We start from the raw sequence: 16,018 nt of genomic DNA on the forward strand, positions 1-16,018 counted from the left end.
GGTCGGCCCGCTCCCCTGGGTAGCCTCGCGGTCATGAGGATCGGCATTGTGGGGGCCACCGGCCAGGTCGGTGGCGTGATGCGGCAGGTGCTGGCGGAGCGGGAGTTCCCGGCGGAGCAGGTGCGGCTGTTCGCCTCGGCGCGGTCGGCGGGGCGCACCCTGCCGTGGCGGGGCGGGGAGGTGACCGTGGAGGACGCGGCCACCGCCGACTACTCCGGGCTGGACATCGTCCTCTTCTCGGCCGGCAAGGGCACCGCCAAGGAACTCGCCCCCCGGGTCGCGGCGGCCGGCGCGGTCGTCATCGACAACTCGTCGGCGTTCCGGATGGACCCGGAGGTGCCGCTGGTCGTCGCCGAGGTCAACCCGCACGCCGCGGCCGACCGCCCCAAGGGCATCATCGCGAACCCCAACTGCACCACGATGGCCGCCATGCCGGTGCTGCGTCCGCTGCACGCCGAGGCGCAGCTCGTCGGCCTCGTCGTGTCGACGTACCAGGCCGTCTCCGGTGCCGGCCTGTCCGGCGTCGCCGAGCTGGACGAGCAGGTCCGCAAGGTCGTCGAGCAGGCCAGCGGCCTCACCTTCGACGGCGCCGCCGTGGAGTTCCCGGCGCCGCGCTCGTTCGCCCGCCCGATCGCGTTCAACGTGCTCCCGCTCGCCGGGGCGATCGTCGACGACGGCTCCGACGAGACCGACGAGGAGCAGAAGCTGCGCAACGAGAGCCGCAAGATCCTCGAAATTCCCGGGCTGAAGGTCTCCGGCACCTGCGTCCGGGTGCCCGTCTTCACCGGCCACTCGCTCCAGATCAACGCCCGGTTCGCCCGGCCCATCACCCCGCAGCGCGCCCGCGAGCTGCTCGACGGCGCGCCCGGCGTCGCGCTCTCCGACGTGCCCACGCCGCTCCAGGCCGCCGGCCAGGACCCGACGTACGTGGGGCGGATCCGGGCCGACGAGACCGTGGAGCACGGCCTCGCCCTCTTCTGCTCCAACGACAACCTCCGCAAGGGCGCCGCGCTCAACGCGGTGCAGCTCGCCGAGCTGGTCGCCGCCGAGCGCCGCTAGGATCGCCGGCCCGTCACCGTTCGCCACGGCGGGCGGTGACGGGCTCGGGGCGCATCTCGCGCCAGCCGTCACGCAGCCGCACCGGGCGGTCGAGCGGCTGCCAGAAGCACCAACTGTTGCCGCCCGGGTCGCGGACCAGGTAGGTCCGCGCGGAGTAGTCCTTCGGCGTGAGCCCCGTCCCGACGGCGAAGCGGCGGCGCAGGCCGGCCGGTGTCAGGCCGAGCCGGTCCGCCACGTCGGCCACCGCCATCCCACGGTCGAGGGCGGCTGCCGCGGCGGGCACCGCCGGATCGTTGCCCGGCCCGCGGTCCAGCCGCCGGGCCAGCGTCCGGCGCAGCTCCCACAGGGCCGCGCGCGGCCCGCCGGCCGCCAGCAGCCGTGCGCGCAGGGTCACGGCCGCGCGGCCCCAGAGCGCCGCCAGCTCCACGACCGGATCGTCGAGCGCCGTCGCGGGCACGCCGAGCACGGGATGCGCGCCGCCCGGCCGGAACGGCACGCAGATCACCGTCCGTTGGTCGGCGGTGTCGACGGTGACCGGGCCGGGAGTGGCCGCGCAGACCACGGTGCCGCCGCGCCGGTGTTCCCGCCCGTCGGCGTCGTACCACCGGACCTCGTCGGCTGCGAGGTTGACCACCAGCTGCATCCCGCCGGTGGGCAGCCGCCGCTCCCGACCCGCCGGCAGGTCGGTCGCCCACCAGCCGATTCCGGCGAGGTACGGGGCGAGCGCCCCGCCGGGCGGCACCAGTTCCCGCGGCACCTCCGCATCCTCCCACCGCCGGACGACGCCGGCGATCCGTTCGCGTGCTTGGATGGGTGGTGACTCGACTTGGGAGGGTGCGTGTCCGACGACCGGAGCCAAGCGGCACTGACCGATCTCATCGCTGCCGGCCGGCTGGGCGTGCTGGCGACACTCAAGCGGCACGGGCCGCCCCAGCTGTCCACTGTGATCTATTCGTACGACCGCCCGGGCAACGTCATCCGGGTGTCGGTCACCGACGGCCGGGCCAAGACCGCCAACCTGCGCCGGGACCCCCGCGCGAGCTTCCACGTCAGCAGTGGGGACGGCTGGGCGTACGCGGTGGCGGAGGCGCGCGCCGAGCTGACCCCGGTGGCGGAGCGCCCGGACGACCCGACCGTCGAGGAACTGGTCGCGCTCTACCGTGCGATCGGAGGCGAACACCCCGACTGGGACGACTACCGCCGCGCCATGGTCGCGGAGCGCCGGCTGGTGCTGCGACTGCACGTCGAGCGCGTCTACGGCCTGCCCCCGCGCGGCTGACCGCCCCTCCCGTCACCCCCCGGCCCGAGCCGCGTTACCTGCCGTGCGGCCGCGGGTAGACGGCGGTGCCGACACCGAGAGGGGAGCACCATGACAACGGTCGGAGAGTTCATGACGACCCGGTTGGTGACCATGGACGGCAACGACACGCTCGTCGCGGCGGCGCAGGAGATGCGGGACAGCGCGATCGGGGACGTCGTGGTGACCGACGGTGACAACGTGGTCGGCATCGTGACGGACCGCGACATCACCGTCCGTGCCGTGGCGGAGAACATGAACCCTGCCTCGACCCAGCTGAACCAGATCACCACCAAGGACGTCGTCACGGTCAGCCAGTACGACGACGCCGTGGCCGCGGCCGACCTGATGCGGACGTACGCAGTGCGCCGCCTGCCGGTGGTCGACGACGGGCGGCTGGTCGGCCTGGTGTCGATGGGTGACCTGGCGGTGGAGCGCGAACCCCAGTCCGTGCTTGCCGACATCAGCGCCGACGACCCGAACAACTGACGTCCGCCGCGGACACGCCGGCCCCCGCAGCATGGGGGCCGGTGTCACGGCGTGTCGACGTGGACCCGGGCACCGGTCGCGCCCCGGGCGCCGGCGACGAGGGCGGCCTCGGCGTCGAGCTGGCCCCGTACCGGGCGGACAGCCGGCCGGCGAACGGGCTCACCGTGATCTCCAGCGTGCCCCGGCCGGCCTGTTTCGCCCGCCACGTCCCCGCGACGTCGCCGTCCACGAGGAACGCCCCCGGGTTGCCGATGATCCGCCACACCTGCGCCTGGTGGGCCTTCTCGGGCACGAGCACCCCGCGGTCGCGGGCCGCGAGGAACGGGTCGCCCGGGGGCAGCAGCCGCACGCCGGGCAGGGGCTCGGCGGACCGCAGCGCGGGCACGTCCTCCGGTGCCAACCATGCTCGTCGGCCGTCGACGCGCACCTCCGCCAGCTCCGTCGGCCACACCGACCGCAGCTCGCCCGCCGAGGTGCCCAGGAAGCCGGCGACGTCGGCCGGGGTGGCCGGGCCGAGCAGCCGCAGGTACGCCCGGACCAGGGCCGTCGTGCCCTCGGCCACCACCGGCGGGCCGGGCCACCCGGGCATCGGCGCCAGGGTGGTGGACCGCCCGGCGACCGCCAGGCGGACGCCGCCGGCCAGGCCCGCCTGCTGGAAGAGCGATCCGGAGATGTGCCGCGCCGCACACGCCCTGCAGTCGTACGTCAGCTCGGCCGGCACCCGGTCACTGAGCGCCCGGCTCACCTCGCCCTTGGGCATGGGCACGGTGACCACCTCGGCGAACGCGGCGGCCGCGGCGGTGAACGCGGCGATGCCCAGCGCGGCACCCGCGCGGATCTGCGCCGCGTGGCGTCAGGGTCGGACAGCGGCCAGAGAGCGGCGGCGAGCGACGGCAGTTCCGCGCGACGGTGCAGGTGCGGTGCGCCGCGCATCGACCAGACCAGCTCCAGCCGGTCGTCCTCCGGCGGCACCCCGCGGACGGCGAGCGCGAGCCGGGCCGACCCGTACGGTGTGTCCTGCACGCCCAGCCCCGCCACCGCCAGGTCGGCCGCCTGGCCACCCGGTCGGTCCAGCTCCTGGGCAGCGGCCCGGTAGCCCAGGATCCGCCGGCGGTCGACCGCTGTCATCGCACCCCTCCGTCGTCGGCAGGCTACCGCCGCCGTCCGACGCTTCCACCCGCCGACTCACCCGATCCGGGCTAGGTTGACCACGCCGCGGACGGGGACCCGTGTCCGGACGTCGAGTCACCGACCGGGCGGGAGCCGTCGCCCCGGTCGGTGGGGGACACGACCGACGGGGAGGAGAGGACCCGATGGCGGACGCGACCACGCGGTTCTTCGAGGATCTCGACCGGAGGGGGTACGAACCCCTGCTGGCGAAGACCTCGGGGACCCTGCGTTTCGATCTGCAAGAGGGAGCGCACACGCACCACTGGATGGTCCGGATCGACCGGGGGAACCTGCGGGTCACCCAGGAGGACCGGGAGGCGGACACGGTCGTCGGAGTCAGCCCGGCACTGTTCGAGGACCTCGCCGCCGGTCGGGAGCACGGGATCGCGGCCATCCTGCGCGGGGACGTGACGGTCTCCGGAGACCCACGGCTGATCGTCCAGGTCGAGCGGCTCTTCCCCGGCGATCCCCACTCCCGTGGTCCGCGACGGTTCTTCCACAGGGAGGTGGACTGATGTCGAAGAGCAACCACATCCGGATCCTGGACGGCAACACCTTCGTGGTCTCCGAGGACACCGGCGACATCGAGGCGACGCCGAGCGAACCGACAGGGCTCTTCTCCCTCGACACGCGGTTCCTGTCGACCTGGGTGCTGACCGTCAACGGGGAGCGGCTCAACCCGCTCTCGTACGACGACCTCCAGTACTACGAGGCGCGGTTCTTCCTGGTGCCGGGACTGGCGACGCACTACATCGACGCCAAGCTGTCGATCATCCGGGAACGGGCGGTGGGAGGCAGCTTCCGGGAGACGATCACGATCCTCAACCACGACGAGAAGCCGGTCGACCTGGAACTCCGGATGGACGTCGCGTCCGACTTCGCCGACCTGTTCCAGGTCAAGGACGAGATCCTCAACAAGAAGGGCGAGATCTACGCCGAGGTCGAGCCGGACCGGCTGCGGCTGGGCTACCGGCGTGGCAGCTTCAAGCGGGAGACGGTGATCGCGTCGTCCGTGCCGGCCCGGTACGACAAGGGCGGCTTCGGGTACACCGTCCATCTCGAACCCAACGAGCAGTGGACGGCCCGGATCGACGTGCAGACCCACGCGATCGGCCCGGGGGGTCGGGACCTGCGGATGGGTGTGCGCTCCCACGGCACGGAGCGGCTCGCCCTCCAGCAGGATCTGGAGGAGTGGATCGCGAACGCGCCGAAGGTCAACACCGAGCACGAGGACCTGGCCACGACGTACCGGCGCTGTCTCGTGGACCTGGCGGCGCTGCGCTTCTCGCCGCTGTCCCTGGGCGGGGCGACGCTGCCGGCGGCCGGCCTGCCGTGGTTCATGACGATGTTCGGCCGGGACAGCATCCTGACCTGCCTGCAGGTGCTGCCGTTCACGCCGGAGCTGTCGAAGACGACGCTGCGCATCCTCGCCGCCCTCCAGGGCACCCGGTTCGACGACTTCCGGGACGAGGACCCGGGCCGGATCCTGCACGAGATGCGGTACGGCGAGACCGCCGCCTTCGAGGAGCAGCCGCACTCGCCGTACTACGGTTCGGTGGACGCGACGCCGCTGTTCATCGTGCTGCTCGACGAGTACGAGAAGTGGAGCGGCGACGCCGCGCTGGTCAAGGAACTGGAGGCCGAGTGCCGGGCGGCCCTGAAGTGGATCGACGACTACGCCGACCTGGTCGGCAACGGCTACATCTGGTACGAGCGGCGCAACGCCGACACGGGCCTGGAGAACCAGTGCTGGAAGGACTCCTGGGACTCGATCTCGTACCGCGACGGCAAGCTGCCCCCGTTCCCGCGGGCGACCTGCGAGGTGCAGGGGTACGCGTACGACGCGAAGGTCCGCGCCGCCCGGCTGGCCCGCGAGTTCTGGGGCGACCCGGAGTTCGCCGACCGGCTGGAGAGGGAGGCGGCCGCCCTGAAGGAGCGGTTCAACCACGACTGGTGGGTGGCGGACGGCGAGTACTACGCGCTCGCGCTGGACCCGGACGGCCGGCAGTGTGACGTGCTCAGCTCCAACATCGGCCACCTGCTGTGGAGCGGCATCGTCGACGCCGACCGGGCCGAGAAGATCGCCCACCACCTGGTCGGGCCGCGGCTCTTCTCCGGCTGGGGCGTGCGGACGCTCGCCGAGGGCGAGGTCCGCTACAACCCGATCGGCTACCACAACGGCACGATCTGGCCGTTCGAGAACTCCTTCATCGCCTGGGGCCTGCGCAACTACGGTTTCGCCGAGGAGGCGGCGACGATCGCCAGCGGCATCCTCGACGCGGCCCGGTACTTCGACGGCCGGCTGCCGGAGGCCTTCGGCGGCTACCCGCGGGACCTGACCAAGTTCCCGGTGGAGTACCCCACGGCGTGCAGCCCGCAGGCCTGGTCCACCGGGGCGCCGCTGCTGCTCCTGCGGACGATGCTCGGCCTGGAGCCGCACGAGGGCCACCTGGCTGTCGAGCCCCGCCTGCCGGCGGGCATGGGCCGGATCGAGGTGCTGGACATCCCGGGCCGCTGGGGCCGGGTGGACGCGTTCGCCCGCGGCCGCCTCGACCTGCATCAGCTCGCGGTCTGACGTGTGCGGAGGGCCCCGTCCCGGCGTTCGACGTCGGGACGGGGCCCTCGCCGACCCGGGGAACTCCCCGGCCCTCCGCCCTACGGTTGCGTAACTTACTCGGGGTAAAGTCACCGGATGCCGGAGCTCGTGTACCCGCCCGTGATCGCCGCCGCAAAGACGATGTTCCGGGTCCTCGACCTGAAGATCAGGATCGAGGGCGCCCACCATGTCCCGCGTACCGGCGGGGCCGTGCTGGCCAGCAACCACGTCAGCTACCTGGACTTCATCTTCTGCGGGCTCGGCGCGCACGAGTCGAAGCGCCTGGTCCGGTTCATGGCGAAGAAGTCGGTCTTCACGCACAAGGTCTCCGGGCCGCTCATGCGCGGGATGCGGCACATCCCGGTGGACCGGCGGGCCGGCGCCGGCTCGTACGCCGCGGCGGTCAGCGCGCTGAAGCGCGGTGAGGTGGTCGGCGTCTTCCCGGAGGCCACGATCAGCCGCTCGTTCACGGTCAAGGACCTCAAGAGCGGGTCCACCCGGATGGCCCGCGACGCCGGCGTGCCGGTGCTGCCGGTGGCGCTGTGGGGCACCCAGCGGCTCTGGACGAAGGGCCGCCCGCGCACCCTGACCAGGCGGCACACCCCGATCACCATCCTCGTGGGGGAGCCGATGGACCCGGCCGGCTACCCCGACGCCAACGTGATGGCCGACGACCTCAAGACCCGGCTGGCCGCCCTGGTCGACCGTGCGCAGCGCGAGTACCCGGACCGCCCGTCGGGCCCCGACGACACCTGGTGGCTCCCCGCCCACCTCGGCGGCACCGCCCCGACCCCTGAGCAGGCTGCCACCCTCGACCGCGCCTGACCCTTCTGCGCGATCTTGCACTTCCGGCCCGGGCGTACCGCCACGAATGCCGCGTAACGAGGGCCGAAACTGCAAGATCGCGGGGGAGGGGGCGGGGAGGGCGCGTGGCCGGATCGGTCCGGTGTCGGGCGGGATGGTGTCTCGTGCCGGCCGGCTGCGCGGGGGCAGAGTCAGGTCATGAGCAGGGCGGCACTCGTCGTCATCGACGTGCAGGAGTCCTTCCGGCAGCGCGACATCTGGGCGTACGCCTCGCAGCCGGACATCGTCGGCCAGGTCGACCGGCTGGTCACCGCCGCCCGGCGACGCGGCGACCTGGTGGTCTGGGTCCTGCACGCCGAGCCCGGCAGCGGCGGCGTCTTCGACCCGGCCAACGGCCACGTGCGGCTGATCGACGGTCTCACCCCCGTCGCGGGAGAGCCGACGCTGGTCAAGACGTCGCACAACGCCTTCACCACGACCAACCTCCAGCAACTGCTGACCTTCGCCGGCATCCGCGAGATCACCGTGTGCGGCATCCGCACCGAGCAGTGCGTGGAGACCACCGCCCGGGTCGGCTGCGACCTCGGCTACGAGATGACGTTCGTGACCGACGCGACCGTCACCTTCCCGACGCCGCACCGGGACCTGCCGGCGACCGCCACCCTCGCCGAGATCCTCGCCGACCCGCGCACCCTGTCGGTCGGGGAGATGACCGCCCGTACCGAGTACGCGCTCGCCGGCCGCTTCGCCACCGTCCGTACCGTCGAGGAGGTCACCGGCACGGACCGGGCCGCCGCCGGCGACGGGACCGGCGTGGGTGCGGCGCAGCCCGAACCCGCCGGCGTGCGAGGCTGACCGGATGGCCCGGGTCGTCTTCCTGCTCGTCCCGCAGGTGCACCTGCTGGACCTCGCCGGGCCGGCCCAGGTCTTCTCCACCGCCGCCGACCTCGGGTACGACTACCAGCTGCACTACGTCGCCGACCGCGAGGTGGTGCCGACCGTGCAGGGCGTACCGCTGGTGGCCGGGCGCGAGTGGCCCGAGCTGACCCGCGACGACCTGGTGGTCGTACCCGGATGGCGGCCCCGCGCGCACGGCCCGGAGGGACCGGTCGGCCCGGACGACCTGCGGCGCCTGGCGGACCACCACGCGGCCGGCGGCACCGTGGCCAGCGTGTGCGCCGGGGCGTACGCCCTGGGGCGCGCCGGCCTGCTCGACGGCCGGCGCTGCACCACCCACCACGAGGTGCAGGACGACCTGGCCCGCCGCCACCCGGCGGCGCGGGTGGTCCGCGACGTGCTCTACGTGGTGGACGACCGGGTGGTCACCTCGGCCGGCATCGCCAGCGGCATCGACGTGGCGCTGCATCTGATGGCCACCCGGCACGGGCCTGCCGCGGCCGCCCGCATCGCCCGCGTCCTGGTGGTGTACGCCCGCCGCAACGGCCACGAACAGCAGGCCAGCGCGATGATGCGGCACCGGTCGCACCTCTCGGACGCGGTGCACCGGGCGCAGGATCTGAACGACGCCCGGTACGACCGGCCGCTGCCGCTCGCCGACCTCTGCGCCGAGGTGGGGGTGGCCGAGCGGACCCTCACCCGGCTGTTCCGGCAGACCACCGGCCTGACCCCGCTCGGCTATCAGCAGCTCCTGCGGGTCGAGCGCGCGGAACACCTGATCGGGCACGGGGCGACCGTCGAGGCGGCGGCACACGCGGTCGGGTTCACCGATGCCCGGATGCTGCGCCGGCTGCGGGCCCGGGCCACACCCACTCGGACCGGTCCCGCCGGTAGTAGTCGTCCCGGGAGCGGAACTCCACCGGCAGCGATCCGGGCAGGGTGACCCGCCCCTCGCCGGTGAGCGGGCCGGCGTTGGCGCGCAGCGCCAGCACGTCCCGCTCGGGCGGGGACAGGTCCACCAGCTCCGGGTGGGCCAGCCGGAACGCGGCCACCGCCCGGCGGATCTGCCGGGCCAGGTCGACGACCCCCTCCAGGGCGCCGAGGGCGAGCGCCGGCTGGTGGATCGTCCGCAGCGCGTCACAGACGACCAGCACCTGCCCCGGCCGTCCGGAGCCGGACGGCGCCATCTCCAACCGGGACGGCCACTGCCAGCGGATCTGCCCGCTGACCAGGCCCGGCACCCGCACCCCGCGCCGGTGGCGGCGCTCACCCGCGCCACCGTCCACCACCGACAGTTGCGAGCCCGTCCCGGCGTACGCGAGCCGCCGGTCGGTGACCGTCACCGCCACCGTCGCCGGCAACGTCCAGCGCCGCCAGGCCTCGGTCGGGCCCAGCAGGTAGCCCGCCGCGTGCAGCCGGTACCGCCCGAGCACCCGCTCGCCGGGCTCGGGGACCAGCTCGTGCCGCCGGTCCAGCACCGGCCCGGCATCGTCCGCCGCGTCGAAGCGGTGCGGGGCGATGAAGAAGGGGGACGCGTCATCGTGCATCGTCACGACCTCTCGTGCAGACGGCGATGGGGCGGCCGGATCACCCCTTGTTCACCGTGCAGCCTCGCCGACCTCCACCACCAGTGTCATGACGCCCGTTAGGGGGTCGGCCGGTCGGACCACGCCTGCGACCGGTAGGTGCCGATCTCTTCCGGCCGGATGAGGCCGTCCTCGATCGCGCGGGCGAGCAGGGCGGCCTTCGTGGCGGCCGGCCGCCCCGCCCGGGTGTACTTGATCCGCGCCCGGTCGACGTACTGCTTGACCGTGTGTTCACTGATGCGCATCCGTCGGGCCACCGACGCCTTCGACATCGACTGGAACCACAGCAGCAGCGCCTCCCGCTCCTTGTCGGACAGCACCGGCCGGTCCGGGCGGGGGTCGCCGACCAACGCGCCGGCCAGCGCCGGCGACACGTACGGCCGGTCGCTCGCGGCGGCCAGCACCGTCGCCACGCAGTGCTCCCGTCCCTCGTGCTTGGCGAGGAACGCGACCGCTCCGGCGTCCAGCGCCGCGAGCATCGTCGCCGGGTCGGTGTGTTCGGAGTAGACGACCACCCGCCAGCCCGCCGCGGCCAGCTCGGCGAGCTTCTCCAGCGCCATCCGGCCGTGCAGCCGCAGGTCCAGCAGGACGACGTCGGCGTGCGGCGCCTCGCGCAGCACCTCGTCCGGGTCGTCCCCGGTGGCGACCACCTCCAGGCGCGGCTCGCTGGCCAGCCACGCCCGCACCCCGTCCACGACCACCGGGTGGTCGTCGACGATCGCCACCCCGACCGGCCGTTGCGCGCTCACCGCCGCCACCGGGTCTGCGTCCATCTAATCTCCCCGTCCCGTTCGTCGAGGTGCTCCACTCGGCCGCCACCGCCGTCCGGCACCGGATCACCGGCGTCGGACGACGGCGACCTGTCGTCGGAGGGCGGAGGGTCGGCGTGCTCGCCGTCCCGGGTGACGAGGCTGACCGCCACCTCGTCCGGCCCGGCCACGACGGTCAGCCGGGCCCAGTCCCGGGCCTCGGCCAGGGTCTCGGTCGGCGGGTCGGCCAGTCGGCGGCGGATCTCCACCGGCAGCGGCGGCGGCGTGCCGATGGTCACCAGGTCGATCGGAAGGCCGTTCCGCTCGGCCAGGTCGGCCGCCGCCCGCAGCTCGTGCAACAGCGGGTCGGGCACGTCGTCGGATTCGGCGATGAGCCGGCGCAGCCGCGCCGCCGCCAGCACGCACCGGCGCTGCACGTCCGCGTCCCTCGGGTCGGCCCGGCCACCGGCCAGCTCGGCGAGGACCTCCCGGGCGGCGGCGCCGGCCAGGGCGAGCCGTTCCCGCCGCTCGCGCCGGGCCAGCTCGGCCGCCTCGCGTTCGGCCACCAGGGCGTACGCCGCGGCCGCCGTCGCGGCCCGCTGTCGGGCCAGCGCGGCGATCGCCGCGCCACCGGCGAACACGGCGACCGGCAGCGAGGACGTGCCGTACACGTACATCACGCAGCGCGCCAGGTCGGCGGGGGTGGTCGCGCCGTACCCGAGGACGGCCACCAGCGCGATCGTCGAGTGGGCGGTGAGCAGGAACAGCAGCCCCACCAGCCGGCGCCCCCACAGGACCAGCACGAAGAACCAGGCGATGGTGCCCCACACCCAGTTCGCGGCGGTGAAGAGCTGCCGCTCGCCCACGGCAGCGAAGACGACCACGTCGACGGCCAGCAACGTCCCCGCCAGCGGCCAGGCCGGCAGCGGGGAGCCGCGCAGCAGGCCCGCCCCCGCGACGCCGCCGAGAGCCGCGACCAGCAGCCAACCGCCGAGCACCACCGCCGGTGCCGCCAGGTCCGCGCGGGCCGACAGCACCGCCGGCAGGCCGATCGCCGTGTGCCACGCCAGCGCGATCACCACCACGACGATCCGCGCGCCGCGGTCGGAGGCGCGGGCCACCGCGGCCGCCGCGTCCGCGCCGGTCCGGCTCTCCCCGGGGGTACGCGGTACGGGCACCGCCGTGACCGGCGGCACCGTCAGCTCAGTCGACATCGGACCACTCCAGCCGGATCCGCGTGCCCGCCCCGGGGCGGGAGTCGACCGCGGCCCGCCCGCCGACAGCGGCCATCCGGCCGTGGACCGACTCGCGCAGCCCGTACCGGTGGGCCGGCACCGTCGCCGGATCGAAGCCGGGACCGTCGTCGGCCACCTCGACCACGACGGTGCGGCCGGCCCGGGTCAGGCGCAGTGCGGCCGTCGCACCCGGCGCGTGCCGGACCACGTTGGACAGTGCCGCGTACGTGCTCTCGGCGAGGGCCTCGGCGGCGGCCGCCGGCACCTCGCACGCGGCCAGCTCCACCGTGACCGGCAGCTCCGGAAGCCGGGCCCGCACCTGCCGCAGCCGCTCGTCCAGCGGGCCGTCCCGTCCCGCCGCGCGGCCGTCGGCGAGGGCGTCGAGGGTCCGCAGGTCACCGGCGCACCGGTCGCGCAGCGCCGCCGACGAACCGGACACCGCGCCCAGGCCGACCATGGTGAGGGTGGCCAGGACGGTGTCGTGCAGGTCGCGGTTCTGCTGCCGCTCGGCCTCCCGGGTGGCCCGCGCGACCCGGCTCTCCCGGGCCAGCCGCTGGTGGTCCACGAACGCCCGGTCCGCGCGGCCGATCCGGCGGCGCATGACGCCGGCCATCACCGCCGTGCAGGCGGTCTGCGCCAGCAGCGTCGCCGCGTGGGCGCCCGCCTCGACGGGATCGCCCGCGGCGTGCGCGCCGGTCGCGTACGCGGCGGTCACCAGCAGCCCCGCCGGGACCGACCAGCGGGTCGGGGCGGTCGCCTGGGCGTTGATGATCGTGGTGCTCGCGAGGACCGCGATCCAGCTCCCCTCGCCGGGCAGCACCTCCGGTGCCACCAGCACGGGGATCGCCAGGCAGGCGACCGTGGTCAGGGTGACGTCGCCGGCCACCAGCGGGGCGGTGACCCCGTGCCGGAGGACGCGGACCGCGTACCAGAACGACCAGGCGGTCAGTGCGGCGACGGCCGGCAGCAGCAGCGCCGGCTCGACCGGCGGCGTACGCACCCACAGCGCCACGACCGCGCCCACCACCCCGCAGGTGAGCCGGAGCAGGGCCGGGATGGTGGCGAAGATGAGGGTCAGGGCACCACCGGCCGGCGTGTCCAGGGTGCCGGATGCCGCGATCGTGCCGGCTGGCACCGCGCCGGGCGGCGCGGTCGTGGCGGCCTGCGCGGTGCCGCGTGGCGCGGTCGCGGCGGGAACGGCCGGCATCGGGCGGGAGGTCCTTCCGAAACGACCGATACGGGTCCGGTCGGCAGAAATCGACGCCGGAGAATAACACGCCCGAGGGCCGCGATCACCCACGGTACGCGGGGTGTCGCCGGCCGGTCAGTCCCGTCGTGGCTGGATCAGGTCCCACCGGTTGCCGTACAGGTCCTCGAAGACCGCGACCGACCCGTACGCCTCGTGCCGTGGCTCCTCGAGGAACCGCACGCCGGCCGCGCTCATCCGGGCGTGGTCGGCGGCGAAGTCCTCGGTGTACAGGAACAGCCCCACCCGCCCACCGGTCTGGTCCCCGACGCGGGCCCGCTGCTTCGGCGTCGACGCGCGGGCGAGCAGTATCGCGGTCTCCCGTGCCCCGCGCGGCCGCACCACCACCCACCGGGAGCCGTCCGGCCGGGGCGTGTCCTCGACCAGCTCGAAGCCGATCCGCTCGGTGTAGAAGGCGATCGCCTCGTCGTACTCGCGTACCACCAGCGCGACCAGTCCCAGATGTGCCATCCGGCCATCATGCCGGTCGCGCCGTCGGGACCCGGGCGACGGTCAGCAGGTGTGAGCTCGGGGCGTCCTGGGCCGTGGAGGATTTCAGCCCCTCCCAGGGGCCGCGCGCTTCCACGATCTGCCGGTTCAGGGGCAGCGGTCGGCCCGGGGCACGGCTAGGGTCGGCCCCGTGACGGTGCTGCAGGGGCCTCCGCTGGCCGGCGACGAGACGGCCACCCTCCTGGGCGCTCTGGAACGCTCGCGCCGGACCCTGGCGTGGAAGTGCGGTGGCCTCGACGCCGAGGGCATGCGCGCGACGGTCGGGGCCTCGACGATGACGCTCGGCGGGTTGCTCAAGCATCTGGCCGCCGTCGAGGCCATCTACTTCAGCCTCCGCCTGCGCGGCCGGGACCCGGGGCCGCCGTGGAACACCGTGGACTGGGACGCCGAACCGGACTGGGAGTGGCGGTCCGCCGCCGACGACTCGCCCGAGCAGCTCATGGCGCTCTGGCGAGACACCGTCGCCACCTCCCGGACCATGGTCGAGGAGGCGCTGGCCGAGGGCGGCCTGGACGGGTTGGCGCGCTGGACCAGCCCGGAGGGCGACACTCCGAGCCTCCGGCGAATCCTGATCGACCTGATCGAGGAGTACGCCCGCCACGTCGGCCACGCCGATCTCATCCGGGAGTCGGTCGACGGGCTGGTCGGCGAGGATCCGCCGCACTGATTCTGTCGGTGGGTGGGGCTAACGTCTGCGGGGCAGGCAGCCGATCCGGGGGAGAGACCATGGCCACCTTGGGCAACCGCCCCAACACCGCACTCCTCGTCATCGACGTGCAGAACGGCGTCGTCGCGGGGGCGCACGAGCGCGACGCGGTCGTCACCAACATCGCCGGCCTCGTCGAGAAGGCGCGGCGGGAGCAGGTCCCCGTCGTCTGGGTCCAGCACTCCGACGAAGGGCTCACCCGGGGCAGCGACGACTGGCGGATCGTCCCGGAGTTGAAGCCGGCCGACACCGAGCCGCTCGTCGAGAAGAACTACGGCGACTCCTTCGAGGCCACCACCCTCGAGACGGTGCTGTCCGGGCTGGGCGTCGGGCGACTCGTCGTCACGGGCGCGCAGACCGACGCGTGCATCCGGTCGACGCTGCACGGCGCGCTGGTCCGGGGTTACGACGCCACCCTCGTCAGCGACGCCCACACCACGGAGGACCAGTCGGCGTGGGGTGCGCCGCCGCCGGCGCAGGTGATCGCCCACACCAACCTCTACTGGACGTACCAGTCCGCGCCGGGTCGCACGGGCGGCACGGTCAAGACCGCCGACGTGGACTTCGCCGCCGCGCCCTGACATCGAGCAGACCGACGGGTTGGCTGGGCGTTCCGCGCTCGGTCAGCCCGTCCATCCTCGCCGGACCATCCGGCTCCCGGCGGCCTGATCGCGGCGGTTGCCGCCAGCGGCCTTGGGGTCGCTCACGCACGGCAGTGGGTCATTTTACTGGTGTCCAGCGTCGGTACCGGCTTGCCACCCTTGCCCAAAGTGGCGTCCCACGCCGCCTTGTACGACCCGTCCCGCGCGGCGGCCTTCAGGATTTCATTGACCTTCTCGCAGCCGGCTTTGTCCTTCTTCTTCATCCCGATGCCGTAGGGTTCCTCGGAGAAGGTCTTGCCCACCAGCTTGAACTTGCCCACGTTCTCCGGGCGCATGGAGTAGCCGAGGAGAACAACGTCGTCGGTGCTCATCGCGTCAACCGCGCCTGACTCGAGGTCCGCCAGGCACCTGTAGTCCTGGTCGTACTGCTGCAAGCGGGTCTTCGGGTACTGCGACCGGATCAGCCGGGCCGACGTCGAGCCGGCGTTCGAGCAGACGACCTTGCCGTCGAGATCCTCCGGCCCCCTGATGGTCGAGTCGGTTCTGACCAACAGGTCCTGGCCGGCGACGTAGTACGGACCGGCGAACCTGATCTCCTTCTTGCGCGCGTCGTTGATCGTGTAGGTGGCCACGACAAAGTCGACCGTACCCTCCTTGATGGCCTGTTCGCGGTCCGGCAAGCTGGTGTCCTTCCACTGGATGTTGGCCGGGTCGACGCCGAGCCCCCTGGCGACGATCTTCCCGATCTCGATGTCGAAGCCCACGTACGTGCCATCGGTCTTCAGGCTGAGGCCCGGCTGGTCGGGAATTACGCCGATGGCGAGCGTCTTTGTCTTCGCGGCCTTCTCGACGACACCGGGGCCGCTGTCGCCCCCACCGCAGGCGCCGGTGGCGAGCGAGAGTGCCGCAACCGCGACCATCGCCGCCGCCCGCGTGACACGCATTCGGCTCTCCTTCTTTCGACGGCGCACCGCCCCGGAGCCGCACGCGCCACCCGGCACCTCTCGCGCATCGGGGTCGTCGGCGGGACGTCCACGGCCGCTCGCTCACCGACCATGTGCGGGTCGGGTGA

The 16,018-nt window shown here is 73.7% G+C and carries 19 protein-coding genes; 10 read left to right on the top strand and 9 right to left on the bottom strand.

Annotated elements, in window-relative coordinates:
- The first annotated feature begins 33 nt into the window (after positions 1-33).
- A complete protein-coding gene (locus HCJ94_RS14080; protein WP_168001466.1) occupies positions 34-1,059 on the top strand; it encodes an aspartate-semialdehyde dehydrogenase in 1,026 nt (341 codons plus the stop codon).
- 13 nt (positions 1,060-1,072) lie between these two features.
- Here the strand turns inward: HCJ94_RS14080 and HCJ94_RS14085 are convergent, their stop codons facing one another.
- Positions 1,073-1,816: a DUF6597 domain-containing transcriptional factor gene (locus HCJ94_RS14085; protein WP_168001467.1), complete on the bottom strand. Its 744-nt coding sequence runs from the start codon at positions 1,814-1,816 to the stop codon at positions 1,073-1,075.
- Positions 1,817-1,897: 81 nt separating this feature from the next.
- Here HCJ94_RS14085 and HCJ94_RS14090 point away from each other — a divergent pair, with 81 nt between their 5' ends.
- Both HCJ94_RS14090 and HCJ94_RS14095 read left to right on the top strand, forming a co-directional pair.
- A complete protein-coding gene (locus HCJ94_RS14090; protein ID WP_168001468.1) occupies positions 1,898-2,338 on the top strand; it encodes a PPOX class F420-dependent oxidoreductase in 441 nt (146 codons plus the stop codon).
- Between the two features lie 90 nt (positions 2,339-2,428).
- Positions 2,429-2,845: a CBS domain-containing protein gene (locus tag HCJ94_RS14095; RefSeq protein ID WP_168001469.1), complete on the top strand. Its 417-nt coding sequence runs from the start codon at positions 2,429-2,431 to the stop codon at positions 2,843-2,845.
- Here HCJ94_RS14095 and HCJ94_RS30185 read toward each other — a convergent pair.
- Together HCJ94_RS30185 and HCJ94_RS30190 are read right to left on the bottom strand one after the other, a co-directional pair.
- Entirely contained in the window at positions 2,820-3,611 is a 792-nt protein-coding gene (locus HCJ94_RS30185; protein WP_373684296.1) for a DNA glycosylase AlkZ-like family protein, read from the bottom strand. The two genes, HCJ94_RS14095 and HCJ94_RS30185, sit on opposite strands and share 26 nt — an antisense overlap.
- Positions 3,587-3,973, bottom strand: a complete 387-nt coding sequence (locus HCJ94_RS30190) for a hypothetical protein (protein WP_240944212.1) — start codon at positions 3,971-3,973, stop codon at positions 3,587-3,589. The genes HCJ94_RS30185 and HCJ94_RS30190 overlap by 25 nt, the downstream gene beginning before the upstream one ends.
- Before the next feature lie 185 nt (positions 3,974-4,158).
- On the opposite strand from HCJ94_RS30190, the gene HCJ94_RS14105 reads away from it, so the two are divergent.
- The 5 genes from HCJ94_RS14105 to HCJ94_RS14125 all read left to right on the top strand — a co-directional run bounded on the left by HCJ94_RS14105 (position 4,159) and on the right by HCJ94_RS14125 (position 9,255).
- On the top strand, positions 4,159-4,530 hold the full coding sequence (locus HCJ94_RS14105) for an SCP2 sterol-binding domain-containing protein (protein ID WP_168001470.1): 372 nt from the start codon (positions 4,159-4,161) through the stop codon (positions 4,528-4,530).
- Positions 4,530-6,590: an amylo-alpha-1,6-glucosidase gene (locus HCJ94_RS14110; RefSeq protein WP_168001471.1), complete on the top strand. Its 2,061-nt coding sequence runs from the start codon at positions 4,530-4,532 to the stop codon at positions 6,588-6,590. Before HCJ94_RS14105 ends, HCJ94_RS14110 begins: the two co-directional genes overlap by 1 nt.
- 117 nt (positions 6,591-6,707) lie before the next feature.
- The gene (locus tag HCJ94_RS14115; RefSeq protein WP_168001472.1) at positions 6,708-7,436 is read left to right on the top strand and encodes a lysophospholipid acyltransferase family protein; all 729 of its coding nucleotides are present in this window, start codon (positions 6,708-6,710) and stop codon (positions 7,434-7,436) included.
- Positions 7,437-7,613: 177 nt separating this feature from the next.
- A complete protein-coding gene (locus HCJ94_RS14120) occupies positions 7,614-8,270 on the top strand; it encodes an isochorismatase family protein (protein WP_168001473.1) in 657 nt (218 codons plus the stop codon).
- A 4-nt stretch (positions 8,271-8,274) separates the two neighbouring features.
- On the top strand, positions 8,275-9,255 hold the full coding sequence (locus HCJ94_RS14125) for a GlxA family transcriptional regulator (protein ID WP_168001474.1): 981 nt from the start codon (positions 8,275-8,277) through the stop codon (positions 9,253-9,255).
- On the opposite strand, the gene HCJ94_RS14130 is transcribed toward HCJ94_RS14125, so the two are convergent.
- From HCJ94_RS14130 to HCJ94_RS14150, 5 genes are all read right to left on the bottom strand, one after another.
- Complete coding sequence (locus HCJ94_RS14130; protein WP_168001532.1) at positions 9,137-9,859, bottom strand: hypothetical protein; 723 nt, start codon at positions 9,857-9,859, stop codon at positions 9,137-9,139. The genes HCJ94_RS14125 and HCJ94_RS14130 overlap by 119 nt on opposite strands.
- 98 nt (positions 9,860-9,957) lie before the next feature.
- On the bottom strand, positions 9,958-10,671 hold the full coding sequence (locus tag HCJ94_RS14135; RefSeq protein WP_168001475.1) for a response regulator transcription factor: 714 nt from the start codon (positions 10,669-10,671) through the stop codon (positions 9,958-9,960).
- Positions 10,644-11,861, bottom strand: a complete 1,218-nt coding sequence (locus HCJ94_RS14140) for a hypothetical protein (protein WP_168001476.1) — start codon at positions 11,859-11,861, stop codon at positions 10,644-10,646. The genes HCJ94_RS14135 and HCJ94_RS14140 overlap by 28 nt, the downstream gene beginning before the upstream one ends.
- On the bottom strand, positions 11,851-13,089 hold the full coding sequence (locus tag HCJ94_RS14145; RefSeq protein WP_240944213.1) for a sensor histidine kinase: 1,239 nt from the start codon (positions 13,087-13,089) through the stop codon (positions 11,851-11,853). The genes HCJ94_RS14140 and HCJ94_RS14145 overlap by 11 nt, the downstream gene beginning before the upstream one ends.
- A 117-nt stretch (positions 13,090-13,206) precedes the next feature.
- Positions 13,207-13,599: a VOC family protein gene (locus HCJ94_RS14150; protein ID WP_168001477.1), complete on the bottom strand. Its 393-nt coding sequence runs from the start codon at positions 13,597-13,599 to the stop codon at positions 13,207-13,209.
- Positions 13,600-13,768: 169 nt separating this feature from the next.
- Here HCJ94_RS14150 and HCJ94_RS14155 point away from each other — a divergent pair, with 169 nt between their 5' ends.
- Together HCJ94_RS14155 and HCJ94_RS14160 are read left to right on the top strand one after the other, a co-directional pair.
- Positions 13,769-14,305 carry a DinB family protein gene (locus HCJ94_RS14155; RefSeq protein ID WP_309227273.1) on the top strand — a complete coding sequence of 179 codons (537 nt, stop codon included), beginning with the start codon at positions 13,769-13,771 and terminating at the stop codon, positions 14,303-14,305.
- Positions 14,306-14,364: 59 nt separating this feature from the next.
- Complete coding sequence (locus tag HCJ94_RS14160; protein WP_168001478.1) at positions 14,365-14,925, top strand: isochorismatase family protein; 561 nt, start codon at positions 14,365-14,367, stop codon at positions 14,923-14,925.
- Positions 14,926-15,047: 122 nt separating this feature from the next.
- Here the strand turns inward: HCJ94_RS14160 and HCJ94_RS14165 are convergent, their stop codons facing one another.
- Positions 15,048-15,890: a glutamate ABC transporter substrate-binding protein gene (locus HCJ94_RS14165; protein ID WP_168001479.1), complete on the bottom strand. Its 843-nt coding sequence runs from the start codon at positions 15,888-15,890 to the stop codon at positions 15,048-15,050.
- Positions 15,891-16,018 lie beyond the last annotated feature (128 nt).

Origin of the sequence: Micromonospora thermarum (assembly GCF_012034245.1) — a bacterium.
GTDB classification, from domain to species: domain Bacteria; phylum Actinomycetota; class Actinomycetes; order Mycobacteriales; family Micromonosporaceae; genus Micromonospora; species Micromonospora thermarum.